This window comes from Nocardia rosealba (assembly GCF_020216065.1).
Taxonomy (GTDB): Bacteria; Actinomycetota; Actinomycetes; order Mycobacteriales; family Mycobacteriaceae; genus Nocardia; species Nocardia rosealba.
On sequence record NZ_JAIWNA010000002.1, the window covers coordinates 1,160,005 to 1,184,379 of the forward strand.

A 24,375-nucleotide genomic window follows, 5' to 3' on the forward strand; every position below is an offset into this window, starting at 1 on the left:
AACCGGGCGCAATTCAAGGGAGAGCAACGATATGAGGCCACTCCGATACTCGATCAACGTCACGCTCGACGGCTGTTGCCATCACGAGGCGGGGCTGCCGCCGGACGAGGAGTCCATGCGCTACTGGACCGCTGAGATGGAGCGGGCCGATGCCCTGCTGTTCGGTCGAGTGACCTACCAGATGATGGAGTCGGCGTGGCGGCGCCCGGCCACGGGCGTGTGGCCTGACTGGATGGATGAGTGGGAGATCCCGTTCGCCGAGGCCATCGACCAGGTTCGAAAGTACGTCGTGTCGAGCACGCTCAGCGCGGTCGACTGGAACGCTGAGCTCATACAGGGCGACCTGGGGCAAGCAGTCCAACAGCTCAAGCAGGAACCGGGCGAAGGCCTATGGGTGGGCGGAGTGACACTCCCCCTGGCGCTGGCGGATCTGGGACTCATCGACGAGTACGAATTCCTTGTGCACCCGGTCCTCGCCGGGCGCGGACCGACGTTGCTCGCCGGCCTGCGCGAACGCATCGAACTCGAGCTCGTGGATCGGCGGGACTTCCAATCGGGCGCGGTCGCCGTGCGATACCGGCCCACCCATGTAACCGCTTGACGCGATCGTCGTGGAACATCGGCCGCTGTCCTGCGATGAACGACGTTTCCCGCGACGGACACGACGAGTCGTCCTTCCCCAACTCGAGCGCCGGACACCCACCGAGCGCGAGCCGAACAGAGACCGCCGAGTATGAACAACAGAACGACGAACCTCGACCCCCACGCCCACCCCCACCCGTCCGTCCGTCCGCGCTGCGGCTATCGGAGGCCACCTACTCGCACGCTGGCCGTCGGTGCTCGGCCTGCTCGCACTGCTTGCCAACAACACAGACGGAGCCGATCCCCACGTCACGGCGATGATCATCATCATCGCAGCGACGTGCTACCTCGCGGCCGCCGCCGTCGGTTCTCGACGAAGCGGCTGGCTGATGGTGGCACTCGTCAGCGTGGCCGTCGTCCTCGCCGAGCTCACGGGACTCGACCCGACCGCCACGGTTCTTGTCCTGGGAGCGGGGTTCGCGATCTTCGGGCTTCTCCGCAGAACCGGGGCAGATCGACGAGAGGTCGGCCGGCAGGCTCTTGCGTTCATCGGCTTCAGCGCCATCGCCCTGACCGCCATGATGTCAAGCCCGACCCTGGCCCTCTACCTGGCAGCCACCGCCTCGCTGGGACACACCGTATGGGACGTAGTCCATTTCATTCGCGACAAGGTCGTCAGCCGCTCACTCACCGAGGCCTGCTTCGTCCTCGACCTCGGCCTCGGGATTGCGCTGCTGCTCACAGCATGGTCCACGCACCCCCTATAACCTCGAGGGGCATCCGGTAGCGATGATGGAGGGATGAGCCCGATGGGCTCGAAGTGCATGCGGTGCGCGGCAAGCCGGCGGTGATCCGGCGGTTGCGACTGACCCCCAGGGCTGGGAAGCGCGCCGGAGTGCGCCGGTGGAAGTGACCGGACTGGCGGGGTGTCTGCCGCTGTCGGCGAATCAGACCGTGCCCCTGACCTTTTCGCTGGAAGGTCCTGGTTCGGAGCTGTTTTCCGTGGCAGCCAGAAGCCGCGACCCCCAGCCGGCGATGTGCTCGATCGCTTCGGGCGGTCCGTGCACAACGAACGGTGCTCCGATGGAGGCGAGGCAGAAGGCCGCCCAGTCCAGTGACTCCGCGGCGATGTGGACATCACAGATTCGGGCGTCGAGGGCCTCGACGGTTCCGTAGTGCGCGATTTCAGCTCTGATCTGTTCGGCCGGAGCCTCGACCGTGGCGTACACACGGTATCTGGCGGGCATCGAGCCGAGCTGGTTGCGGACGTATTCCACCGGGTCGTCGCCGGGTAGGCCGCGGGGAGCGAACCGCGCTCCGGTGCGGTTGGTTCGCGCGATGCGATCGATGCGGAATGTGCGCCAGTCGGTTCGGTCCAGATCCCACGCCACCAGGTAGAGGCGGTTCTCGACATTGACGATCCGGTGCGGCTGAACTGTTCGGTCCGAGAGCACGCGTTCGCCGTCGTGGTAGGTGAACGAGACGGTGTCGGCGTCGCGACAGGCCAGCGCGAGGGTCGTCAGCGCGGTGACATCGTCGATGGCGGCCCGTCGGTATCCCTCGCCCGCCGGGGTGACCACCGTTCGCAGGCTGTCGATTCGGCGTCGAATCCGGGCGGGTAGAACCTGGACGATTTTGGCCATCGCGCTGATGGCGGCTTCCGCGGAGGCCGGGTGGATACCGGTCGCGATCTCCTTGAGACCGAGGACTGTCGCCGCGGCCTCCTCCTCGCTCAACACCAGTGGCGGCAGGGCAGCACCGGAGCTGAGTTGATAGCCGCCGCCGGTTCCGCGGGTCGTGAGGATCGGATAGCCCAGCTCTTGGAGACCGAGCACGTCGCGCCGGACAGTCCGCTCGCCGACGCCGAGGCGGCGCGCCAGCTCAGCTCCCGACCAATGACGACGGCTCTGCAGCAGACCGAGCAGGGCAAGGGCGCGAGTACTGGTGGACACACCTCGAGATTAGGGCACTTGTGGACACATACTGTCCGGAACTGGGGCAAAGCTGGGGTCACCAATCAAAGGAGTTCAGTATGTCCGACAATCCCGCAGTTCCCTCGGCGCCGGCCGGCTCGGCGACCGTCGACCCCTTCATCTGGACCGATGATGCGCCGGGTCTGATCAGTTTCCTGGTCGAGGTGTTCGGCGCGGTCGAGGTCCCCGAGGCCCGCACCGCGGACACCGATGGGCTGGTGCTGCATTCCGAGCTGCGGATCGGCGACTCGACGCTCACGATCGCCGATCGCAAGCCCGGCTGGCCGTACACGCCGGCGTTCATCCGGGTGTATGTCGACGATCCGAAGGCCACGCTGCAACGCGCCGCCGATCGGGGCGCCCGGATCGTCACCGAACCGACCGATTTCTGGGGTGATGTGCTCTCCCGTTTCGCGGATCCGTTCGGGCATCTGTGGTGGGTCTACAAGCACAACCCGGTAGCCGTCTCCTGGGAGGATGGCTCGGCGTCCGACAGCGGATCCGAATGGGCGCAAACCGATTCGGGCGCCGACGAGCAGTCCTGGGAATCGTTCGCGACACCGGAGTTGGCAGCTGTTCATTCCTCGCTGATGGAGGCGATGGCCTCTCTGCAGGATCCGCGCACCCGCTGACCCGCTGCGATTGTCGACAGAAACCTAGGCAGCTTTCTCGACCGGGTGAGGTCGGCGCGAAGTGATCGGCGCACCGATCAGCGGCCGCCCGGTCGCGACCGCCAGCGCGGTACCGACCACCCCGATCAGTCCGCGCAGACTCGGCGCCGAGATGCTCGACGACAGCACGGTTCGCGTGCTCGGTGGCGCCAAGGGATCGGCAGCGATGCGGTCCGACAACCAGCGCAGACTCATCGGGGTCGACAGCGGAAGCAACGTGAAGTGGTCACTCATGCGGTCGCGTACGTAAGTGACGTGGGTGCCCGCAGCCCGGTACCGTTCGACCTGCTCGTCCACACTGCCGCAATGGATCACCTGATCATCGACCGGTTGCATCACCAGCAGCGGACAGGCAGGGGCAGACAAACCCAACCGCAGATCGTCGAGCACCGCGCGGATCTTCGGTTCGGCGAGGATCTCGTCGAGCGGACGTCGTAGGTGGTCGTCGAAACTCTGTCCCGACATCCGCAGCAGCGCGACAATCGGCGGTAGTTTCTCGACGGCTGCCAGCAACGCCTGTCCCTCGGGCAAGATATCGGCGTCGAGGGCAGCGTCGAGGTCCGGATACAGCCGACGCAGTGCCGCCACCACCATCAGCGGAAAACCGGAGAATCGACTGCCGTGCAGGCGGAGGAACACCTCGCCGGGATCGCCGACCGGTGCCCCGAGCACCGCACCCACCAGGTTCAATTCGGGCGCGTAACTCGGAGCCATCTCGGCGGCCCACGCGCTGGCCATGCCACCACCGGAGTACCCCCACAACGCGATCGACGTCCGCGGATGCAGGCCGAGCGGCGTGAACGACAGCGCGGCCCTTGCCCCGTCCAAGCTGCGATAGCCCGGTTCCCGTGGCGCGCCGAAACTTCCCTTCATACCGCCGTGATCAGCGATACTGACCGCCCAGCCACGCCGGAGCGCATTCGCGATCAGCGGCCATTCGAGCCGGGTGATCGAACCCGGCGCCCGCGTATGGTGGCGCAGCACGTAGGACGGCGCACAACGCTCGGTCACCGAGTCGATTGCGGACTGGAACAACAACAGCGGGCGGTCCTGGTCCGCGACAGCCCCAGCCGGGAGCACGACGGTAGTTATCGCGATCTCCGCCCGCCCGAAAAGGTCATTGCTGCGGTAGGCCAACTGCCAGGCTTGGACCTGCTGCCGGACCGATCCGAACAGTGACAGTTCGACCCGCCTGCTCCGAATCAACGAGCCCGGGGCGTACACGGCGATATCGGCGGGACAGCGCATGAAGGGGTCGAGAGAGGGGAGCTGCGGGACGTCGCGGCGCGGTTCGGTACTTCTCGGCCCTGGCGAATGATCAGTTTCGGACACGATTTCAGGGTCTTCCTGGGTTCGATAGACGAGCTGTGCGATATCGAAGCCCGGGTCCACAGACCCCATCTCACAAACGGCCGAAGGCGACCTTGCCCACTACGAAGCCTAGGTAGCTCCCACCCGATTCGTGGGCAGCCGGACACCAATTGTGTTACCTCACAGCAGGTTCAGCGCACATGTTGTATCCCGACGCAATGTCTGTCCCCGCTGAGTAATCGCCGAAAAGCCGTGGGTCGAATGGAGCCTCGAGATCCGGCCGACGGGTGTTCGCCCGGTGTGGGTGTTCGGCGGAACGACCCCGGCCACCCGAGCTAGTGGGTGGCGGCCGCTGGGCGCCGAACTTTTCTGAACACTCCTCCCGGCCCGAATGCTTTGTCCGCGAACCGTTGTCCTATGAGGGCGTGTGTGTCGGTGTCCGGGTGCAGGCCGTCGGGAAGTGGATGGCGCTGTGCGTCGCGCTCGCCGTAGAGAGTGCGACCGTCGAGGTAGTGCAGGTTCGGATCGTCGGACCTGCTGTCGATGATCTCCGTCAAGGCATCCCGGATGACCCGAAGGGTCAGGCGGCCCAAGGTGGTATCGCCCTTCTTTCCGGTCGCGACGAATTGCACGGAGCCGGTGCCCAGCGTGGTCGGATCGATCGCGCCGGGGCCGGGGGTGTCCTCGTGGATCGCGCAGTGGATGGGCGAGATCAGCAGCAGCGGCGTGGTGAGGTGGCCGTCACGGATGGTGTCCAGGAAGCCGTGAACGGCGGGAACGAAGGTGCGAAGCCTCATGGAGTCGTGGTTCACCACATTGATTCCCAGCTTGACACTGATCACGTCCGCTGGGGTGTCGCGCATGTGGCGGGTGGCTTTGATCGCGAATTCGGCCACCGTCTGGTCGTGAATCTCGACAGCGTCTTGTTCACGACTGGTCGCGAATCTCGACACCACTGCACCAACCTGGTTGCAGTACGGCGGTACCCAACTGATCTCCCGTATCGGGGGTTGTCAGCAGTGATCGTGAGGCATCGTCGCGTTGCCGCCCGGCGGACCTGGACAGCAGCATTGGAACGTGTTCCCGCATTCTTTGGTGTCGCGTCCGGGTTCCCCGGATGAACCGATAGGCGGCATTAGCGGACGTCTGAAAGTCTTGACCGAGAGTCGAGATTTCAACTGCGGTAGTCGAGTAGCTCGGTCAAGTAGTGGGCGCGGTCCTGCTCGCCGAAGTCACGAAGCGCACCGGCGAGCTTGAACCCGAGGTTGTCTGCATCTGGATCGTCGAGGCAGTTGTAGATCCAGTTCAGCGTGAACTGCGTGACTCCGGTATCACTGACTGCGCGGACGTCATCGAGACGCATACCTTCGCCATCGATGACGCACCGGACCCCGGAGCACGTCTTGGCCAGTAGTTCGGCTAGGTACACCGCGTACGCCAACACCTTGACCGCGCGGAGGGAAGGTTCTTCGTCGGGGTCTTCGGCCATCGATCCGACGACTCCCTGAACGAAAAAGACGCTCGGGTCGGTCCCGTCGAGGTTGGCACCTTCTCCTCTGGCCCAGTCGAGGAATCGATGTGCTTCCGCCAAAAGTTGATCACTCACGACGGCATCGTATGTGGCAGGACCGACGCACACGTTTTCACGCTCATCGGCATGAACCGACGTTCGACCGCGCTGGCAACTCGCCTGGAGACGCTTACCGGCCGTGCCCCATTCGTGCCCTGAGCCAGGGTCAGATGGGGTAAATCCGGGTACCTCACGCGCAACCGGTAGCCCAGGTCAGAGCGCTATTCCCGCCTATTCGCCTGCTTCCCAAGTAGTGAGATCTGCCGTCGGCAGATGCGGACGTTCGTGACCGCGCGGTATGCGGCAGAAGAGTGCGTGTGTCCCGGGGTCGACGTGGTCAATCGGTCGAAAAGAACAGGGTGTCCGCGACATACCAACTGGGACCTCGTCCCTGCCCGCTCAGCCAGGTCTCGTGCTCGAATTCCAGCTTCTCCACCAGGGTGGTGAGATCGTCGACGAAGTCTTGATCGATCTTGTCGATGACCGACCGATAGGCATCGGCGACAGCTTTCGCTCGTGACAGTGCCAGGTGGCCGACTTCAGGGTATCCCTCCAGCGAACCCGGTATGCGGAAGGGGATTTCGGCTGGCGGCCCGGCAAACAGGAACCCGAACGAACACAGTTCCTGAGGCACCCCACAGCGTTGAAGTTCCTTGTCCAGCTCGAAGAAGTACGAGATGGGGTTGCGAAAGTACCCGACCTGCACGGGATCGGAACCACTGCTGGCGATGATGATCTGCAGCGCGGCGTGATACGCGCAGCCTGCGTATTCTCCTGGCGAATCGGCACGGCCTCGGACCAGGTGATCGAGCGCGTCAGGTATGGACAGATCCCAGAAGACGTCTTGGTGATCGAGGGCGTCCTGATAGGCGCTGGCTCGATCCTTCATAGTGTCAAGGACGCGCACCTGATTCGCGGTCAATGATGTTGCGCCGATATACGAAAGAACGTTGTCGAGTTTGGCGCTACGCAACTCGATGCAGTGACTACCCATGCGCCCATGGTCGCAAGGCGCACCGACAAGAGCGGGCACTGGGATGCTCGCTCATCGGCAATACAGTGCGTTCGACAGGGCTCATCCAAGACCGGTACCGCATCGCCGATTTGAAACATGTTCATTCGCCGGATCAGGGCAGTCGGTGGTCAGACACCTGGCTGCTGAGTGGTCCGATGACGGGCGGCGATCAACAGACGTCTCGCGGGCGGTTCGGTACCGGTCGGCGGGCTGGGTGCTGTCGAGATTCACGAACACCACATCGAGCGGTGTTGGGATTCGCGACCAAGGTGGTGCCGAGATTCGCGACCAGAACCAGGCGGGCCATGAACGGATCCACGAGCGCGCTGCCGCCGAAGCCCAGGTTGCGCAGCTGCGCGCCGCCGCGCAGCGCCGCGACGACAGGCCAGATGCGAGTGGGGCTCGTAGCGTTGGAGCCCTGACTGATCGAGCTGCCGTGGTGTAACCACACCGGACCGCTCGGCGGTGCGGGCTGCAGTGGGGCGTCGGACCGCAGTGCGATCAGATCGATCTGTTCGTTGTGCGGGAGCCAGATCTCGACCGTTTTCTCCCCGGGCGCGAGAGCGGTGATGGTGACGAGTTCAGAAGCCCCCGGCTCGAACGTTCGGGTGCCGGTGTGCGGGTCGATCTCGATGGTGTCCCCCGGTGAGGAGGTGAGAACGGTGGAAGACGCCGTCGACCACCACGTCGACGGCACCGCGGGCGCGGGTCGCGCCGCGGTAGCTGACGCGGGTGGCGTGCACTTGCATACTGATGTCGACGCTCGTGGTGCGCACGGCGACTCGTACCCCGGAAGGTTGCGCTTCCATGAGGGTGAGCTGCGGATCGGCGAACCGCTCTCGGATCGGCCGGGGAAGTCTGTGAGAACGTGCGCCGCGCTCGGATGATTCCAGTTCTACTGCACCGCGGATCAATTCGGCGGCGAACTGTGTGGTGATCATGGAATTGCTCTCTCGCGGGCAGTGCCGCGGTTGTGCCAATGGGTGAGGAGGAAGTCGAGGGCGTCGATCAGTTCCGGCCACGACTGCTCGGCCGGTGGCATGCTGTGGGCGAAGCTCCCGCTGCGTTCGAGGTTCGGAAATCCGCTCAACGCGCTACCGATGATGCGGGTGACGTGAACCCGATCGGGGACGGCGATGTCGTAACCGAGCAGGACGGCGTCGGTCACCTGCACGATGCGGCGTGCGGCGCCCGAATCGACGGCGGCCTGCCCCGCCTGTCGCTGCAAGGACGCCCATCGGCCTGGATGTTCGGTCGAGTACGCACGGTGTGCGGTCGCGAAACCCAGCGCGTCCTTCTTCGACCGGCCGGCTATTGCGTCGCCGATGTTCGCCGCGAGTTCGCCGAGCGCCAGGGCGGTAATGCCGTCGCGTAGGTCGGCGAGGTCTTCGACATGCGAGTACAGGCTCGGGGTTCGCACGCCGAACGATCTGGCCACGGCCGCGAGGCGCGAATCAATACGCACCACTGCGAGGAAGTCGATAACCCGGGAGTTCGAGCTGGGCGGGCAAGCCGCCAGCTCGGCCGACGCGCATACCGCGGGCCGTTCAGTCATCGAGGAAGGCCAGCAGCTCCGCGGTGACGAATCGCGGGTTCTCCTCGACGAGCCAGTGCCCGGCACCGGGCACATCCACCGCGCGCACGATGTTCGTCAGCCGACCGGCCGTGCTCGCCCGCACCGGTTCGACCTGCCCCTGCGCCGTCAGAAGCAGGGCAGGAACGGGTGTCGGCGCCGCTGCGGCAGAATCGCGGACGTCCTGCTCGAGGGCTCGGTACAGCTCGAAACCGCCCGCCAGGTTTTCCGGGCGGGTATAGGTCCTCGCGTACTCGTCGATCTCGGCGTCGGTGAACGGCGACCGTCGCGAGGTCCCGCCGAAAGCTGTTCCGCCATAGGAGACCTGGGGGAAGAACAGGGCGAGGTAGTCGCGGACTTCGTCGCCGACCATCGCTTCGGGCACTCCCGGTTGGGAATGGAAAGCGATGTGCCAGCTCATCGAACGATAGGTGGCCGCGTCGACGGCAGGCCCGGGCAGCGGCAGGTCGAGGTAGCCGAGGCTCGCGGTGTCGGCGGGGAACTGGCTCGCGTAGTGGAAGGCGACCGCCGCGCCGAAGTCGTGTCCGATGACGTGCGCGTCGCGCACCCCGAGCCGATCGGCCACGAGGGTGTGGACATAGCGCGCCAGGGTGGCCTTGCTGTAATCGCTCGGTGAGCCTGTGCTGTCACCCAATCCGGGCAGGTCGACGGCGTAGACGGTGTGTTTCTCGGCGAGCGCGGGCATGATCTCCCACCAGCCGTACCAGCTCTGCGGCCACCCGTGGATCAGCACCACCGGTGTGCCGCTGCCACCGGCCACGTAGTGCATACGAACACCGTCGACATCGGCGAATTCGTGTCGGAAGGTCTTGTCGAAAGCTGGATCATCCTTGGTCACAAAGGCATACGGGGGCACCTCCTCCCCCGTCGCCTCGGTGGCGCATGCCGCGGCGCTGAGTGTGAGCACGGTGGCGACCGCGGTGATCCCCACCGCGCGGGCGTATCGACGCAAGCGTCCTGTCGTAGATCGAGCCGTGATGATCATTGTGGCTTTCCTGTAGTTTCGAGGATTTCGTTCCGCCCCACCACCTTTCCCGCGACCGCCACGACTCGACAACGGACCTTGCCACTCCAGCAAATCCCCCAGAATCATCGCCGGGCGCGCGACACGGCCGAATAGGTCACCGGATCAGACCGCCACAACTCCGCAGCGGCTCGTCTTCGGGCACGAGATCTGTTGCTGCCGCGCCGGTTTCCGGGTCGTAGGGGTAGGACACGTGCTGGTGCACGAGCAACCAGCGTCCGCCGCGCTTGCGGAATACCCGGGTGCCTCGCGACCAGGAGTGATGGACCCGTCCATCGGCGTCCTCGGCGCTCATGTGGTTGAGGCCCCACACCACGGCGAGATCACCACGGACCTCGACTGCCATCTCGGGGACTTCCCAGGTCACCCGCCGGGGGGCGGATTCGAGTCCCCGTCGGCAGACCTCGCGGACGTTGTCCGCGCCGGTGTAATGCAGCGGTGCGTCGTGTTCGTAGGATTCGACGTCGGCGGCGATCTCCGCCATCAGGCTGTCGAGGTCCTTCTCGGCAGTCGCGGCGAACCACCGCTGATGCAGTGCGCGAATCTCGGCGACGTCGGCGGCCGGGTCGGCGGTGGTGTCGGGGAACGAATGGTGTTCGTGGGCCACCCTCCATCGGCCACCTTCCTTGCGCAGACCGAGAGTGAGGCGTAGGCGGGTATCGGGTTCGGCCGCAAGCTCTTCCGGTGATCCACATCGAAGCAGAGCGTGTGCGTAGGCGATGTCGGCGCCGGCTGAAATGTTCAGCTCGACGATGTCGAAGGTGGCGCCGCGGCCGAGCCAGGTGAAGAACGGTGGCCAGGTCTGCCGGTAGGCATCGATGCCACGGACGCCGTTCTGCGGTGGCGGAACGTCGTACATGACGATGTCGGCGGTGTGGTCGGCCAGCACACGGTCGAGTTCACCGGCGCGGACGGCGGCGGCCCACTCGTGGATCAGGGTGCGGATCTGGTCTTCGTCGTGCGACATGACGGTCTCCCTTCGGGGTGCCGAGGTCGGGCCCCGGCCGGTGGGAACGTCCCACTACCGGTATGACCCAGCCGGCGGTGCCGAACTGATCGTCAGTCGGTCACGAATTCGGGGAGGGCGAAGCGGGCGAACAGTGCGGGGTCGAGGAACGACACCACGTCGGTGATCGCACCACCGCGCACTGTCAGCACGTCGAGGGCCATGGCCGCGAAGACGGAGCGCTCGGGGTCCCACCAGTAGGTGCCGAACGCTGGTTGACCGTTGGCCACGGCCGGGCGGAAACGCCAGCGCCAGTGCAGCGGGCCGGTCACCAGGAATTCCCGGATCGCGGATTGTCCGGCATACCACTCGGGCAGTGGCGGCATGGCGTAGCGGGCGTCGGTGGCGAGCAGCGCGATGATGCCGTCGACATCGGCGTTCTCCCAGGCGGTGGCGTATCGCTCGGCGAGGCGACGCGCCTGCGGATCGTCGGGCGCTACCGACGGTTCGCGCTGATCGAGGCGGGCTCGCGCCCGTTGTAGGGCGCTGTTGGCCGAGGCCACGGTCACGTCGAGCAATTCGGCGGTCTCGCTCGCGGTGAAGCCGAGGACATCGCGCAACAGCAAGGCACCCCGCTGCACGCCCGGCAACTGCTGGATCACCGCGACGAACGCCAATTCGATCGACTCGCGCGCCGTATAGCGCGCCTCCGGCCCCGGCTCCCCCACCCCGATGCCTGGATACGGTTCGAGCCATATCCGTTCGGCCGCAGGCGCATCCGGCTCCGGATCCATCGGGAGTTCGCGGCGGCCGCGCTGCTCGAGCATGGTCAGGCACCGGTTGGTCGCGATCTTGTACAGCCATGGCCGGAACTTGCCGGGATCGGTGAGGTTCGCGCGCGAGCGCCACGCGCGCAGCAAGGCCTCCTGCAGGGCGTCGTCGGCATCATGGACCGAACCGAGGAAGCGGTAGCAGTGCACGTGTAGTTCCGCGCGCAAAGGGCCGACGAGGCGGTCGAACTCGGCGCGATCGACGGCGGGACCATCGGCAGTGTCCACCTCGCGATCATGGCACACCTCAGGGCCGGGGTGCCCGGGCCCAGATTTGTCGACGGCGCGATTCAGATAGGTCTTGTCGGCGCCTCACTCTCGGCCGAAAACGAACATGGCGTGAGTGGACATCGGCTGGCAGGGTGAGGTGCATGGAGAACTTGCGGGACGCCGAGCGGCGGTTGCAGGCCGCGCAACTCGCCGGGGATGTGCAGGCGCTGGATCGTCTGCTCGATGACCGGTTGATCTTCACCTTCGGCGCAGACGTCTACACCAAAGCCGATGATCTGGAGCTTCACCGCACCCGCACGCAGGTGGTGACGGCCTTGGTCGAGGAAGAGCTGAACGTCCTCACCGACGGGCGCGCCGGGGTGACCTGGTTCCTCGGGACCGTCGAGGGCACCGTCAACGGCGAACCTTTCGGAGCCAGGATGCGCTACACGCGTTCATGGTTGCACGACGATGAGCACGGCTGGCGGATCATCGCAGCACACGCCAGCGCGACGGACTGATGATGGGTGCGTGTGCGCTGTCAGCGGCGGGTGGTCCGGGCACGGATGTGGATGCGTTCGCCGTGTCGCCCGAAGAGGCTGAGGAGTTCGACGCTGCCGCGGCCCGCCGCACCGAACCAGTGCGGGATCTGGCAGTCGAACTCGGCTGCCTCACCGGCGTCCATGACGAAATCGTGCTCGCCGAGCCGTACGCGTAGTCGTCCGCGCAGCACGTAGAGCCATTCGTTGCCCTCGTGGGTCCGCAGGTAGGGCTCTTCGTCGTGGGCGGGGATGATCATCTTGTAGGCGCGGAGATCGCCCTGGTGCCGCGACAGTGGGACCAGCACCCGGCCGTCGTTCTTGGTGGGTTCCTGCGGCACACGAGGATCGACGATCCGGGGTGCGGCGACGATCTCGTCGAGCGGTATCCCGAGCGCGACCGTGATCGGTAGGAGCAGTTCGAGGCTGGGTTTGCGCTGTCCGGATTCGAGCCGGGACAGCGTGCTGGTCGACAGTCCGGTTGCTCGGGCAAGGTCGGCCAAACTGAGTTTGCGCTGTTCGCGGGCACGTCGCAAACGTGGCGCGATCTGCTCGATCACGGCACCGACGGTCGGTTGATCATCCATCCGGCCAGCCAACCAATCCATCCCGGAATCGGCAAGGTTGTTTGCCGATACCGCACAGGCACACCGATGCTCGTCTCGGAGGTGCTCACATGAACGAGACAGTGGATACAGCGATGCACGGGTTCCCATCCCGCGACGGCATACCGCCGACGGAGTTCGTCGCGACCGACGGAATCGAGGCCGAACGAGAACGGTTGGCGGCGTACAGGTTGCGCCTGTTCGACGGGTCCGTGCGCGAGGTCGCGTCGGCAGGTGATCGTCGATGACCGTCACCGCACAACTCACGCAACGACGCAGCGACCGCTTGCCCGTCGGCGTATACCTGCTTGGCTTCAGCCTGTTCGCGATGGGCACCGCCGAGTTCCTGCTCGCAGGTGTGCTTCCCGAGGTGGCCACCGACCTCGATGTGCCGCTGTCGTCGGCCGGCATGCTCATCACCGCCTTCGCGCTTGGTGTCGTATTCGGTGGACCGCCGTTCGCCGTACTCAGCCTGAGGTTGCCGCGCCGCACCGCACTGATTGCCACACAGGCCGTCTTCGCCCTGAGCATCGCGATCGGCCTGCTCGGCAGCTATCCGGTACTGCTGGCTTCCAGAATCGTGGCCGGTATCGCCTATGCCGGGTTCTTCGCGATCGCGTCGGTGACCGCGATCGGCCTGGTCACTCCCGACCGCAACGCCCGCGCGTCCGGCGTGGTGGTGAGCGGGCTCAGCGTCGCGATGGTCGCAGGCGGACCGCTGGGCACACTACTGAGCCATTTCAGTGGGTGGCGGGGCGGATTCTGGGCCGTGGTCGCCCTCACACTCGTCGGGATCGCCGGTTGCGTTCTCGGGATTCCCGCTGCCGCAACGGTTTCCCGATCAGGCACCGGATCGGTCGTGGCACGCGAACTCGCCACGATACGCAAGCCGAGGCTGTGGGTGATCTACGCGATCACCATCGCGACCACCGCGGCATACATGCTCACGTTCAACTACCTGGCCGCCATGCTGGCCGACATCACCGATATCGGCGAGGTCTGGATCCCGGCCGTCCTCGCGCTCTTCGGCATCGGCGCCTTCGCCGGACTGACGATCGGCGGCCGGATCTCCGACCGGCGCCCCCACTTGGCGCTGGGCACCGGAACCGGCGCGATCGTGATTCTGTCCGTGGTGCTCGCGGTGTCGATGCGACAGGTCTGGATCGTTGTTCCAGCCGTATTTCTGCTGGGTGTTGCGGCGTTTGTGCTCAACCCCGCCCTGTACGGCCGGGTGTTCGCCATTGCAGGCGACGCGCCGACCCTCGCGGGAGCCACCACGGTCTCAGCCTTCCAATTGGGTATCAGCTGCACCCCGGTGTTGGCGGCCGTGATCCTCACGCAGGAAATGGCTCTGACGTCTGTTTGCCTGCTCGGAGCCGTTCTCGCAGTGCTGGCCGGGCCCCTGATCCAGCTCGACAAGTCACGACCGGCAGCCTAGCGTAAGCCGCTGTGGCTCTTCCGATCTCACGGTCTCCGTGCGGCGTGCGGTAGGTCATCGTCCACCGCAGCCGTTCGGGGCCGACGGGCACAGCTCGGCCCGACCCCTCGTACCGCAAATGCCCCTGCTCCACCGTGAACGGCGGAGCTTCCGCGGTTCCGCGCTGTCGGGAGGCTGCACGTTGAACACCATCACGCTCCGGATACCAGCCGAGGCACCAGGTCCGCGAACAGTTTCCGGCGCGAGATGTCCGATCATGTGCATGCCCAGTAGCCGGTCATGACCGCGCCTCCTGCGCTGGGACAGCCGCGTCCTTCTGCTCGGCCGCCGTCCGCGGGACGAGCAGACCCGCGATCACCGTTCCGAGGGCGATCAGCGCACCACCGAGCAGGAGCGCGGTGGAGTAGCCGTCGCTGAGCCCGGCGGGCGAGCGGTCGTCTCCGGTGACGGTGGCGGCGATCGTGGTGAGCACCGCGAGGCCGAGCGCGCCGCCGAGCTGGCGGGAGCTGTTCAGCAGGCCGGAGGCCATACCGGCTTCCTCGGCGGACACACCGCGCATGGCGATGGTTCCCATGACCACGAAACTGATGCCGATGCCGACGCTGGCCACGATCGAGGGGCCGAGGATGTCGGTGAGGAAGGTGCCGCCGGGTCCGCCTGCGCCGAACCAGGCGATGCCGACGGCGCCGAGCAGGCCGCCCGCCACCAACGCGGCGCGATAGCCGAACCGGCCCACGATCGGCGCGACCAGGCGCATGCCGACCACGGCACCGAGCGCGAACGGGACGAAGCAGATGCCCGCGGTAGCCGGGGAATACTGCAGTACCGACTGCATGTGCAGCGACACGAAGTAGAAGGCGGTCAGCTGGCCGGCGGTGATCATGAAGCCGAAAATATTGGCGCCCGCCACGCTGCCGTGCGTGAGCAGCCCCAGGCGCATGAGCGGTTCGCGGACCCGCAATTCCACCGCCACGAACGCGGCCAGCAGCAGCGCTCCGGCGCCGAGCGTGCCGAGGGTGACCGCAGACGCCCAGCCGTGTTCGTCGGTGCGGACCACACCGAAGATCAGCAGCAGCATGGACGCGGTGACCAATACGGCGCCGACAACGTCGAGCCTGGGCCGCTGCTGCTCGACCGCGCCGCCGATGCCACGTACCGCGGGGGCAAGTGCGGCGAGCACGATCGGGACGTTGATCAGCAGGACCCACCGCCAGTCGGCGAAATCGGTGAGCAGACCGCCGGCGACGACGCCGAGAGCGCCGCCGAGCATGGTCGCCCCGGCCCACAGCCCGACAGCTCTGGTCCGGGCCGGCCCCTCCTCGAAGGTCACGGTGATCAGCGCCAGCGACAGTGGCGACAACGCGGCGGCGCCAAGACCCTGCACCGCCCGCGCGCCGATCAGCACCGATTCATGGGTGGCCAGACCACCGGCGAGGCTGGCCGCACCGAACAAGACGAGCCCGGCGATCATCGTGCGACGGCGGCCGATCACATCGCCGAGCCGCCCGCCGAGCAGCAGGAAACCGCCGAAGACCACCGCGTAGGCGTTGACCACCCACTGCAGCATGGTGGCCGGAAGGCCGAACTCGGCCTGGACAGCGGGCAGCGCGACGTTCACCACCGACAGATCGAGCGAAACCATGAACTGCACGATCACCACGGTCGCCAAGACGGCGGCCGGTTTGTTGACTTGCGACATCCGACTCTCCACAGCGTGATTCGATTTTACGAACGCGTATTTTTATCATGGAAGCACACCCGAACTCACCTGTCGAGAGCGCCATCGGAAGAATGGAGCGCCGTGCCGACCTCCACCCCCCGCCGCCGCGGCCGACCGGTCCGCCTGGAGCGAGACGCGGTCGTCGCCGCCACCGGCGACATGCTCGCCACCGACGGCGCCGACGCGTTCAGCATGCGGCGACTCGCCGGGCGACTCGGCGTCAGCACGGCGGCGATCTACCACCACTTCCCCACCAAGGGCGCACTGTTCTTCGCCGTCCTCGATGCCCGCGCCGACGACCTGCGGAAGCCGGATCTCCCCGAAGACCCCAGGGACCGGCTGGTCGCGGTAGTCCTCTACCTCATCGAGACCCTGCACGAATTGCCCTGGGTGGTCGACATTCTCGTCACCGGCGAGACCTACGGCCGGGCGGCGATGTGGATCCTCGACGAGTTCGTCAGCTGCGCAAGAGCTCTCGGCGCCACCGAGGAGCAAGCGGTCTACCTGTATTCGGTGCTCTGGCGCTTCGCCCTCGGCGAACTCACCGCCCGCCGGGCGGCCGACGACCGCGCCGATGCGACCCGCCGCGGTCATGCACCTCCGCATTGGACCGAGTCCGCAGCCACCGACCTGCTCGACGAATTCCCCGCCGCGGTCGGCGTACTGCCGCAATGGACGACCGCGATGGCGCGGTACGACGTCCGCAGGGCCGTCGGCGACGTCGTCGACGGCCTCGTCGCCAATCTCGCGCCGACCGACGACTGACCCGCACCTCCAGCCAACCGCCCGCTCGCCGGATCGGCCGACAGGCCGAGGTTCGGCTACTACTGTCGAAAATGGTTGCCATTAGCAGCGATTGCGAATGATCGCGTGCTCGCCCGTCGGCACGGGCGCGAGACGGGAGCAGCAATGCCTGGAGGGTGGATCACCTCGAAGCCGACCCGAACCGACCGGCGGGCGAACGCGCCGGCTACCCATTGAACCGGCGCGTTCTCGATCTCCGCATTTTCCCGGGAAGATGCCGAGATCTATCAGGCCGTTACCCGCAGCAGTCCGACCCAACCACGCGTCTCCCATCGAACACTCGATCGGCGGTCTCCTCGACCCAGGTGACCGAGACCGAGCGGTCGGCCGACGAGGCGATCTACTGCGGATCCACCATCTCGACCCTCTTTCGAACCACTCGACATGACCGGCTTCGTGTCGCGCGACCCGGCGGTGGGTCGACTACGGTCGGTGGTTTCTCCGGCGGTGGCCAGGCGGTCCACGCGGTGGCGGCCGCGTGCTCGGCGACAGATTTCCCCCAGTCCCACATAGTTTCGCTCCTCCCCTGAGCTACTCGGCGGGTCTCATCCAGGCTATCCGGCGAATATCACGCGGCGCCAACAGTTTTCGCGTGTGAGCAGCACAACGGCCCGGGCGCGGTCGACGGCTCTCGTATGCTGACGTGGTGCGCCTGATCGATCTGACCCGGCCGATCCACACCGGCATGCCGGTGTTTCCGGGCGATCCGGAAGTTCTGCTGGAACCGGCGTTGCGTGCCGCCACCGACGGGGTGAACGTGCTGCGCGTGCATCTGGGGTCGCAATCCGGGACACACGTCGACGCACCGGCTCATCTGGACGACAGCCTGCCGACATTGGACCAGCTACCTCTCGAGCGCTTCGTCGGCCCCGCCTGGATCGTGGATGCGCGGTCGGTGCCGGCGCGCACCGCGATCGGACCGACACTGTTCGACGTCGGCCTGCCGGCTGCCACGATCGTGCTGATCGCCACCGGTTGGGCTTCGCGATGGGGCACCTCGGACTACTTCACGCACCCGTATCTGCACCCGGAAGCAGCGCAACTGCTGGTGGACAAGGGAATCCGGACCATCGGCATCGACGCGCCGAGCATCGACCCGTCCGGGATCGACGACTCTGACCTGCCCGCGCACCGGATCCTGTGCGGCGCGCACGCCGTGATCGCCGAGAACCTGACCGCGCTCGACGAGTTGTCGAACGCGCAGGCCGCAGGCGAATCGATCGAGGTTTCGTTGTTCCCGCTACCGCTGCGTGGAGCCGATGGCGCCCCGATCCGGGCGGTGGCCCGGATCGGGGGTCGAGGTCTCGACTGAGCAATCTCTCCGGCAACACCTCAAACAAGCCGAGCCGGGAAATCCAACCGGTGTTCCTGGATCAATGCACCGGACGATTGAATTCAGCTGTTCTTGAAGGGGTTGAACGTCTTTCCGAGGAAGTAGCCCAGGCGGACGGGCAGGGGCTTCATTGCGGCGGCGGAAATCTTGTTGACGATGCCCGGGACACACACGGGGTTGCCCTTCATCACTGCATCCCACCCCTCGGTGACTACTGCGTCGGGCTGCTGCCAGAGGATGCGGGGCAGGTGGTCGGCTTTGTCGCGTGTGCCCATGACATCGTGGAATTCGGTGCGGGTGAAGCCGGGGCACAGTGCGGTGACGTGGATGCCGTGGGGTTTGAGTTCCATGTCGAGGGCTTGCGAGGTGTCGAGGACGTAGGACTTGATGCCGGTGTAGAGCAGACCGGCGCCGGGCGGGGCGAAGGCAGCGACCGACGACAGGTTGATGATGCGTCCCCAGTGACGCTTCTTCATGCCGGGAATGACGAGGTGGGCGAGTTCGGTCGGGGCGGTGACCATCAGCTGGATTTCCCCGGCCAGGGAGTCCCATGCGGTGTCGGCGAAAGCCGTCTTGCCCGACAGACCGGCGTTGTTGATCAGGACGTCGACGTCCAAGCCCTGCCCGTCGGCGTAGTCCACGATCGCGGCGGGTGCGGCGCTGTCGGTGAGGTCGGCGGCGAACACCTCGCAGCGCACATCGTGGCGTGCGCTCAGCTGCGCGGCGAGTTCCCGGAGACGATCGGCGCGGCGGGCGACGAGCAGCAGTTGGTAGCCGTTCGCGGCGAGGTGGTGGGCGAACGCCGCGCCGATGCCGGCGGACGCGCCGGTGATCAGCGCGGTGCGAGGAGTTGTGGTCATGATTCCTTCATTCGGGTTGGGCCGGGAAACGAGTGGTGTCAGGCGGGCGGACCGGGCAGCTCGCGGGAGCCGGGGGTGAAGTCACGGCGGGCTTTACCGATGTCGCCGCGATAGGACCCGATGGGGCCGGTCAGCAGGAAGGGCCGGGGGATGCGGCGCTGGGCATCGGTGAATCCCCAGGTGCCGATGCCCAGGTAGACGCCGGGCGCGGCACGCCGCACCTCGTCCACCATGTGGATCGAGCCGCAGATCGAGGTGTAGGCGCGATAGACGAGCGTGTAGGACGGTGCGCCGTCATAGCGGGACGGGGCCGAGAGCGTGCGCATCGGGTAGCGCTGCCGGACTCGGCCGCCCACGCCGAAGGTGTTGTAACCACGTCCGCTGTTCTCGTCGACGGGCCGGAACGCCTTGCACCGCCACGGCTCCAGCGGGTTGGCCACGGCCATCTTTCCGGTCACCACGGCGAACAGGTTCGGCTGGGCAAGCAGAGCCGCGGCGTACTCGCCGTCGATTTCGGCAATCGTTGGGGCTTCCAGGGTGGTGAACAGGGCAAGCAGACCTCGGGTGTCGAGTCGGCGCAGCTCGTCGGCCACGTTGTCGGAGTCCATGGGAACCAGCCTCATCTCGCAATTTCTTGAACGTCGCTCAAGAAACGTACCGCCTTCTTGAGCGAGGTTCAAGATAAAGTGGTGAGGTGCCAAGGAATCGACGTCCGCAGAACCGTGAGGAGAAGCGAGAGGAGATCATCGCCGCTGCCCGGCGCCTGCTCATCGACGACGGCTTCGACTCGGCGTCCACGGCGCGGATCGCCAAGAGCGCGGGAGTCACCGTCAATACGATCTACTGGTACTTCCAGGACAAGGACGAGCTGCTCATCGCGGTCCTGGACCGCATCCTTGCCGAGGCGCTGGCCACCTACGCGGAGATCGACGGCCTGCCGCTGAACGAGCAGCTGCTGTGGGTGGTCGACCAACTCGAACAGCTGCACGGGCTGGTCAACACCGTGCACGCCCGGGTAGCCGCCTCCAGCTCGGTAGACGCCTGGCACACCGGTTTCCACCAGCTGGCCGACGCGCTGTTCGCCGCGAATCTCCGCGCAGCCGGCGTCGCCGAGACCGACCTCGCCACCATGTCGGCCATCGGCACCTTCGTCGTCGAAGGACTCCTCACCCATAAGCACGACGACGCGGACAAGCGAGCGGTCATCGACCTGCTCGTCCGCAGCCTCACCACCGCATCCGGTCCGCCGAAGGCCGCTTCCTGAGGCCGTCGGTCCGGAAATCAGCGAACCAGCCGCGATTCTCCGATCACGCTGCCGCACAGGCACATCGAGTACCCGCACGCAGGATGGGCAGTGACTCGTGCGGTGGCCGAGAGCCCTGATCGACTGTCGGTCGGCCGCAATTATGATGCCGGGTCGGCGATCCGCCACGGTGGGTCGAGCCGGTTTTCTCCGGCGTAGAACAGGCAGAGCCGATGACCGTCCGGATCGTGCAGCCATGCCTCGCGCCACAGCCATGGTGTGTCGACGGGCGAACTGTCGAACACCACACCCGCGGCACGTAGCCGAGCGCACTGGTTGTCGAGGTCGTCGGATTCGAAGTAGATGGACACCCGCCCATCGCCGTGCAGGGAGTCGACGAGCTCGACCGAAAACGTGCTGTCCCCATCAGGGCATCGGAAACGCAGGTAGTGGTCGTTTTCGACGATCAGCTGTAGCCCGAGCAGCGCATAGAACTGCTTGGACCGGGCAAGGTCGATAGCACCGATGGTGATCTGATTCATCCGCATCCGGCCACTGTGCAACCTCAACCGCAGTGCAGGTCAACTTCGTGCCGCCGGTCCGTTCGACCGGACCCCGCCCGCGAAACGCAACGCTCCGGGCGCGTCATCGACTGACTTCCAGCAGATCAGGGCAGTGCGGAGCAGTTGCTCGGGGCAGGCGCACCGGCGAGGCGTTGGGTGAGCCAGTCATGTGCGGCGAAGGTGGCGGGTAGGTATGCCAGCAGGTGTCCGATCGCGGTGCTGGGGAACAGCGGCGGTAGCCAGGCGGTGGTGTCCAGTTGCACGGTCGCGCCGTGTGCGCACCAGTCGACGGCGAGGCGGCGGACCTGAGGGTATGTCAGAACATCGTCGTTGGTGCCTGCGGCGATCAGGACCGGTGCGATGGGCTTGCGCCTGCCGATGCGCTGCTCGTCGATGATGGCCGACAGTTCCGGTGAGCTGTCGATGATCTGGGCGGGCATGCGTCCACCGGTGGTGTACCAGGTCGCCGGGCGCAGCATGGTGCGGAAGACGGCTTCGCCGATACAGGTGTCGGCCAGCTCGGCCATCATCTGCTTGCCGGCGGGGTTGGTTGCGGCATCGATGATGGGGGCTGTTTCGGGATGGTTGGCGACGATTCCGTTGAGTACATAGCCCAGCAATCCCGTTCCGAAGCCACCGATCACACCGGGGATGATCCCGTTGACGGCCGGGGCGCTGAGCATGAGATCGCGCAGGTCGGCGGGCGGAGCTCCGGCGTACGTGCCGCGCACGTCGAGTTCGGGAGCGTATTCGCCCTGCAGTTCGGCGGCCGCGGCTGCGGCACCACCACCTTGGGAGTAGCCGAAAATGCCACTGGGACGCGAGATTCCGGTCAATGCTTCGGCGGCGCGAACGGAGTCGAGGACCGCATGGGCTTCGGCGGCCCGGTTGACGTAGTCGTGCACGGCGGGGGTGCCCAGGCCGTGGTAGTCGGTCATGACCACGGCCATGCCCCGTGCGAGCAGCGCGTAGACGGTGATCATCTCGTAGCTGACCCAGATGTCGAGGGGGAAGGTGTAGTGGATGAGCTCGGCCAAGGTTTTCGACGGTGCGCACTGGTCGCCTTGACCCTGGGTGCCCGGCGCGACCGCGATCAGCGGGCGTGGGCCCGGCCCGTGCCACGGCAGAGTGGGTTCGAGATAGGTACCGGTGACTGCGGCCGGTTCACCGTGGGTGTCGGCGCTGAGGTACATGATGCGAGTGGCGTTGGCGGGTAGTTGGCCTTGCTGTCCGGGCATGGCCCAGGCCAGCGCATATGGCTCGCTGCGCAGGATCTGGCCTGGTTCGCCGTCCGGGAGGGGTGTGGGCGGGAGGTAGAAGTCACCAGCCTGCCCCGAACCCGAGGACGACCCCGTCGCCGAGCCGGAATCCGGCGCAGCCGCGGCTGATCCGGCTCCGACGCTCAGGGCCGCCGTGGCCGTCAGAGCCAGCACGGCGAGCATCACCCACGTCTTACGCCGGCCGACCGGTATGCGCTGTGCTCCGACCGATTCTGTGAACATCAATTCCTCTTTTCTGAATCGAATTCAATATGAATTCGATTCAGATTCCCATGCGAGGGAGAGAGTGTCAACGGTCACATCTCCACCGAAGTCGCATTGCCGATTTGCGGGGCTCGGCCTGGTGGCGAGCATCGCCGGAGACCGGAAAGGAACCGCGACGGCCTCGGACGACGGCGTATCCCGGTCAGCCGGTGCCCGCCGCGGGGCACATCCTGAGCGGGCATGTGGAACTGACCCCATGCCATGAATCCAGGCCGCCCCTGGGCAACAGCTCTCAGCTGGCGGCGACGGTCAGGGCACGCGAGACGGTTAGGCGGGCGGTGTGCATCGAGGCGGCGAACGCGACGTGGCGCGCGCGCCGGTTCATGAAGTTCGCCGGCAGGTGCGCCAGATCGTTGACGCGTGGGCAGATCGCGATCACCCGGGTGCCGCGAGCACGCACGGTGGCGATCTCCGCGGTGAGGATGTCGGTCATCGGTCGTCGCAAGCACCTGTCCTCCAGGAAGCCGCCGAGTCCGGGAATGCGTGCGCGGTCCGGTGAGGCCATCGGTGCGATGAGGTAGATCTCGTCGAAACCGTGGTCTGCCAACAGATCCAGCGACGCGGTCGAGGCCACCCCGCCATCGATGTAGGTCCTGCCGCCCGCTGTGACCGGCGGCATCCAACCCGGCACCGCCCACGAGGCCTGCAACGCGGTCGCCGCCGACACCGCAGGAGCATCGGGGGCACCGAACGCGACCCGCTGACCGGACTCGGTATCGACCGCGACCATCCGGGCAGCGGGATGGTTCAGCCATGCCCCTTCGCGTGTGTATGCCTCGGCCAGGCGGGCCAGCCAGCTCGCATCGCCACGCCCGGTCGGGGCGATGCCCGACAGGGCGGCCAGTCCGCGCTGCGAACGCAGCAAGCCAGGGTTGAGCAGGCGCGGAATGGGTAGCGGCGGCAAGGAAGGTGGTGCGGCGTCGTGGTGATCACGCAACCGTCTGTCGTGGGCCGTGCCCTGCTGCATGCGGACCAACTCGTCGACCGAGACCCCGCCGGCGAGCAGTGTGATCAGTTCAGCGCCCGCGGAGGTGCCTTGGATGAGGTCGGCGGTGCGGGGATCCCAGTCCAATTGCTTCGACAGAGCATCCAGGGCGGCGACGATCCAAGCCGCGCCGATCGTGCCGCCGCAGCCGATCACCAGTGCGCGTGAGGTCATCGGGAACCGGCCTTTCGGCCACGCTTCGGCGCCGCCGAGGCGGTGACGGCTGTGGCGTGTTGATCGGCGTGGCGTTCGATGCGCTCGGTGTAGGCGCGACGGCTCTCGGCATCGATGCCGGTCAGCGCGCGGCGGTCGTCGACGAGGCGACGCACGCGGTTTTCGACGAAGCTGGGCACCAGTGCCTGCACCACCGACCAGCCCGGCGCCAACCAGCCTGGGACAGAGATGGTTTCGGGTGTGCGGTGCACGCTGTCGACGACGGCGCGGGCGACGTCTTCGGGATCCACGGTGGGTATTCCTTTGCCCAGGGTGGCCCCCGACGACAGTTCCGTGCGCACCGCGGAGGGCAGTACCGCGGTGATGGTGGGTCACCATGCCGGGGATCGGGATCATCCCGGCCATCGAGGCGACGTTGACGATGTGGCCGCGACCGGTTTCGACCATGCCGGGGAGAACGGCGCGCATGCCGTTGACGACCCCGCGCACGTTGACGTCGAGGATCAAGTCGGTGGTTGCTTCGGTTTCCTCGGTGAAGCTGCCCAGCGGCATGACCCCGGCATTGTTGACCAGGACGTCGAGGCGCCCTTCGGCGCCGATGACCTCGGTGAGGAATTCGCGCCATGACTCGACGCCGGTGACGTCCAGGCGTGCGCTGTGGCAGTGCGGGATCGAGGCGGCGGTGGCCGCGGCGACGTCGGTGTCGATGTCACCGATCCACACCCGGGCGCCCTTGGCGCTGAACGCTTGTGCGGTGGCGGCACCGATTCCCCGGCCGCCGCCGGTGATCACGACGACAGCGCCGTTGAGGTCGATTCGGGAATTGCGAGACATCGTTGTC

The 24,375-nt window shown here is 66.4% G+C and carries 27 protein-coding genes and 1 pseudogene; 9 read left to right on the forward strand and 19 right to left on the reverse strand.

Annotated features, from left to right (window positions below; all coding sequences use genetic code 11):
* The first annotated feature begins 31 nt into the window (after positions 1 to 31).
* Together LDL21_RS12325 and LDL21_RS12330 are read left to right on the forward strand one after the other, a co-directional pair.
* A complete protein-coding gene (locus LDL21_RS12325) occupies positions 32 to 601 on the forward strand; it encodes a dihydrofolate reductase family protein (protein WP_225280126.1) in 570 nt (189 codons plus the stop codon).
* Positions 602 to 836: 235 nt separating this feature from the next.
* On the forward strand, positions 837 to 1,349 hold the full coding sequence (locus tag LDL21_RS12330; RefSeq protein WP_225280127.1) for a hypothetical protein: 513 nt from the start codon (positions 837 to 839) through the stop codon (positions 1,347 to 1,349).
* A 180-nt stretch (positions 1,350 to 1,529) separates the two neighbouring features.
* Here LDL21_RS12330 and LDL21_RS12335 read toward each other — a convergent pair whose 3' ends face one another.
* A complete protein-coding gene (locus LDL21_RS12335) occupies positions 1,530 to 2,534 on the reverse strand; it encodes a helix-turn-helix transcriptional regulator (protein ID WP_225280128.1) in 1,005 nt (334 codons plus the stop codon).
* Between the two features lie 80 nt (positions 2,535 to 2,614).
* Here LDL21_RS12335 and LDL21_RS12340 point away from each other — a divergent pair, with 80 nt between their 5' ends.
* Positions 2,615 to 3,187: a VOC family protein gene (locus LDL21_RS12340; RefSeq protein ID WP_225280129.1), complete on the forward strand. Its 573-nt coding sequence runs from the start codon at positions 2,615 to 2,617 to the stop codon at positions 3,185 to 3,187.
* A gap of 24 nt (positions 3,188 to 3,211) precedes the next feature.
* Here LDL21_RS12340 and LDL21_RS12345 read toward each other — a convergent pair whose 3' ends face one another.
* From LDL21_RS12345 to LDL21_RS12390, 10 genes are all read right to left on the reverse strand, one after another.
* The gene (locus LDL21_RS12345) at positions 3,212 to 4,558 is read right to left on the reverse strand and encodes an alpha/beta fold hydrolase (RefSeq protein ID WP_225280130.1); all 1,347 of its coding nucleotides are present in this window, start codon (positions 4,556 to 4,558) and stop codon (positions 3,212 to 3,214) included.
* A gap of 314 nt (positions 4,559 to 4,872) precedes the next feature.
* Positions 4,873 to 5,493 (reverse strand): SGNH/GDSL hydrolase family protein, encoded by a 621-nt coding sequence (locus LDL21_RS12350; RefSeq protein ID WP_308017124.1) that lies wholly within the window; start codon positions 5,491 to 5,493, stop codon positions 4,873 to 4,875.
* 218 nt (positions 5,494 to 5,711) lie between these two features.
* Entirely contained in the window at positions 5,712 to 6,143 is a 432-nt protein-coding gene (locus LDL21_RS12355) for a hypothetical protein (RefSeq protein ID WP_225280131.1), read from the reverse strand.
* Between the two features lie 301 nt (positions 6,144 to 6,444).
* Positions 6,445 to 7,101, reverse strand: a complete 657-nt coding sequence (locus LDL21_RS12360) for a DUF7691 family protein (protein WP_225280132.1) — start codon at positions 7,099 to 7,101, stop codon at positions 6,445 to 6,447.
* A 190-nt stretch (positions 7,102 to 7,291) separates the two neighbouring features.
* A complete protein-coding gene (locus LDL21_RS12365) occupies positions 7,292 to 7,819 on the reverse strand; it encodes an SGNH/GDSL hydrolase family protein (protein WP_225280133.1) in 528 nt (175 codons plus the stop codon).
* Complete coding sequence (locus tag LDL21_RS30180; RefSeq protein ID WP_372462164.1) at positions 7,704 to 8,063, reverse strand: hypothetical protein; 360 nt, start codon at positions 8,061 to 8,063, stop codon at positions 7,704 to 7,706. The genes LDL21_RS12365 and LDL21_RS30180 overlap by 116 nt, the downstream gene beginning before the upstream one ends.
* Complete coding sequence (locus tag LDL21_RS12370; RefSeq protein WP_225280134.1) at positions 8,060 to 8,587, reverse strand: TetR-like C-terminal domain-containing protein; 528 nt, start codon at positions 8,585 to 8,587, stop codon at positions 8,060 to 8,062. Before LDL21_RS12370 ends, LDL21_RS30180 begins: the two co-directional genes overlap by 4 nt.
* An 82-nt stretch (positions 8,588 to 8,669) precedes the next feature.
* The gene (locus LDL21_RS12375; RefSeq protein WP_225280135.1) at positions 8,670 to 9,647 is read right to left on the reverse strand and encodes an alpha/beta fold hydrolase; all 978 of its coding nucleotides are present in this window, start codon (positions 9,645 to 9,647) and stop codon (positions 8,670 to 8,672) included.
* Between the two features lie 190 nt (positions 9,648 to 9,837).
* Complete coding sequence (locus LDL21_RS30035) at positions 9,838 to 10,707, reverse strand: YybH family protein (protein ID WP_308017125.1); 870 nt, start codon at positions 10,705 to 10,707, stop codon at positions 9,838 to 9,840.
* A 92-nt stretch (positions 10,708 to 10,799) separates the two neighbouring features.
* Positions 10,800 to 11,744, reverse strand: coding sequence for a sigma-70 family RNA polymerase sigma factor (locus tag LDL21_RS12390; RefSeq protein WP_225280136.1), 945 nt, complete (start codon positions 11,742 to 11,744; stop codon positions 10,800 to 10,802).
* Between the two features lie 143 nt (positions 11,745 to 11,887).
* Between LDL21_RS12390 and LDL21_RS12395 the strand changes: the two genes are divergently transcribed.
* On the forward strand, positions 11,888 to 12,247 hold the full coding sequence (locus LDL21_RS12395) for a nuclear transport factor 2 family protein (protein WP_225280137.1): 360 nt from the start codon (positions 11,888 to 11,890) through the stop codon (positions 12,245 to 12,247).
* 20 nt (positions 12,248 to 12,267) lie between these two features.
* Here LDL21_RS12395 and LDL21_RS12400 read toward each other — a convergent pair whose 3' ends face one another.
* Positions 12,268 to 12,852, reverse strand: a complete 585-nt coding sequence (locus LDL21_RS12400) for a helix-turn-helix domain-containing protein (protein WP_181696167.1) — start codon at positions 12,850 to 12,852, stop codon at positions 12,268 to 12,270.
* 89 nt (positions 12,853 to 12,941) lie between these two features.
* Here LDL21_RS12400 and LDL21_RS12405 point away from each other — a divergent pair, with 89 nt between their 5' ends.
* Both LDL21_RS12405 and LDL21_RS12410 read left to right on the forward strand, forming a co-directional pair.
* A complete protein-coding gene (locus LDL21_RS12405; RefSeq protein ID WP_225280138.1) occupies positions 12,942 to 13,118 on the forward strand; it encodes a hypothetical protein in 177 nt (58 codons plus the stop codon).
* The gene (locus tag LDL21_RS12410) at positions 13,115 to 14,308 is read left to right on the forward strand and encodes an MFS transporter (RefSeq protein WP_225280139.1); all 1,194 of its coding nucleotides are present in this window, start codon (positions 13,115 to 13,117) and stop codon (positions 14,306 to 14,308) included. Before LDL21_RS12405 ends, LDL21_RS12410 begins: the two co-directional genes overlap by 4 nt.
* Positions 14,309 to 14,585: 277 nt before the next feature.
* Here the strand turns inward: LDL21_RS12410 and LDL21_RS12415 are convergent, their stop codons facing one another.
* The gene (locus LDL21_RS12415) at positions 14,586 to 16,007 is read right to left on the reverse strand and encodes an MFS transporter (RefSeq protein WP_225280140.1); all 1,422 of its coding nucleotides are present in this window, start codon (positions 16,005 to 16,007) and stop codon (positions 14,586 to 14,588) included.
* 102 nt (positions 16,008 to 16,109) lie between these two features.
* On the opposite strand from LDL21_RS12415, the gene LDL21_RS12420 reads away from it, so the two are divergent.
* Positions 16,110 to 16,793: a TetR/AcrR family transcriptional regulator gene (locus LDL21_RS12420; RefSeq protein WP_225280141.1), complete on the forward strand. Its 684-nt coding sequence runs from the start codon at positions 16,110 to 16,112 to the stop codon at positions 16,791 to 16,793.
* A gap of 685 nt (positions 16,794 to 17,478) precedes the next feature.
* Complete coding sequence (locus tag LDL21_RS12425; protein ID WP_225280142.1) at positions 17,479 to 18,144, forward strand: cyclase family protein; 666 nt, start codon at positions 17,479 to 17,481, stop codon at positions 18,142 to 18,144.
* Positions 18,145 to 18,227: 83 nt separating this feature from the next.
* Here the strand turns inward: LDL21_RS12425 and LDL21_RS12430 are convergent, their stop codons facing one another.
* Together LDL21_RS12430 and LDL21_RS12435 are read right to left on the reverse strand one after the other, a co-directional pair.
* Complete coding sequence (locus LDL21_RS12430) at positions 18,228 to 19,025, reverse strand: SDR family NAD(P)-dependent oxidoreductase (RefSeq protein ID WP_225280143.1); 798 nt, start codon at positions 19,023 to 19,025, stop codon at positions 18,228 to 18,230.
* Positions 19,026 to 19,063: 38 nt separating this feature from the next.
* Positions 19,064 to 19,633, reverse strand: a complete 570-nt coding sequence (locus tag LDL21_RS12435) for a hypothetical protein (protein WP_225280144.1) — start codon at positions 19,631 to 19,633, stop codon at positions 19,064 to 19,066.
* 86 nt (positions 19,634 to 19,719) lie between these two features.
* Here LDL21_RS12435 and LDL21_RS12440 point away from each other — a divergent pair, with 86 nt between their 5' ends.
* Positions 19,720 to 20,289: a TetR/AcrR family transcriptional regulator gene (locus tag LDL21_RS12440; protein ID WP_225280145.1), complete on the forward strand. Its 570-nt coding sequence runs from the start codon at positions 19,720 to 19,722 to the stop codon at positions 20,287 to 20,289.
* A 140-nt stretch (positions 20,290 to 20,429) separates the two neighbouring features.
* Here the strand turns inward: LDL21_RS12440 and LDL21_RS12445 are convergent, their stop codons facing one another.
* The 4 genes and pseudogenes from LDL21_RS12445 to LDL21_RS12460 form a co-directional block, all read right to left on the reverse strand.
* Positions 20,430 to 20,816 (reverse strand): VOC family protein, encoded by a 387-nt coding sequence (locus LDL21_RS12445; protein WP_225280146.1) that lies wholly within the window; start codon positions 20,814 to 20,816, stop codon positions 20,430 to 20,432.
* A 119-nt stretch (positions 20,817 to 20,935) separates the two neighbouring features.
* The gene (locus LDL21_RS12450; RefSeq protein ID WP_443678042.1) at positions 20,936 to 22,273 is read right to left on the reverse strand and encodes a lipase family protein; all 1,338 of its coding nucleotides are present in this window, start codon (positions 22,271 to 22,273) and stop codon (positions 20,936 to 20,938) included.
* A gap of 334 nt (positions 22,274 to 22,607) precedes the next feature.
* Positions 22,608 to 23,534, reverse strand: a complete 927-nt coding sequence (locus LDL21_RS12455; RefSeq protein ID WP_225280148.1) for a patatin-like phospholipase family protein — start codon at positions 23,532 to 23,534, stop codon at positions 22,608 to 22,610.
* A pseudogene (locus LDL21_RS12460) lies at positions 23,531 to 24,368 on the reverse strand (SDR family oxidoreductase). Before LDL21_RS12460 ends, LDL21_RS12455 begins: the two are co-directional and overlap by 4 nt.
* Positions 24,369 to 24,375: the final 7 nt, after the last annotated feature.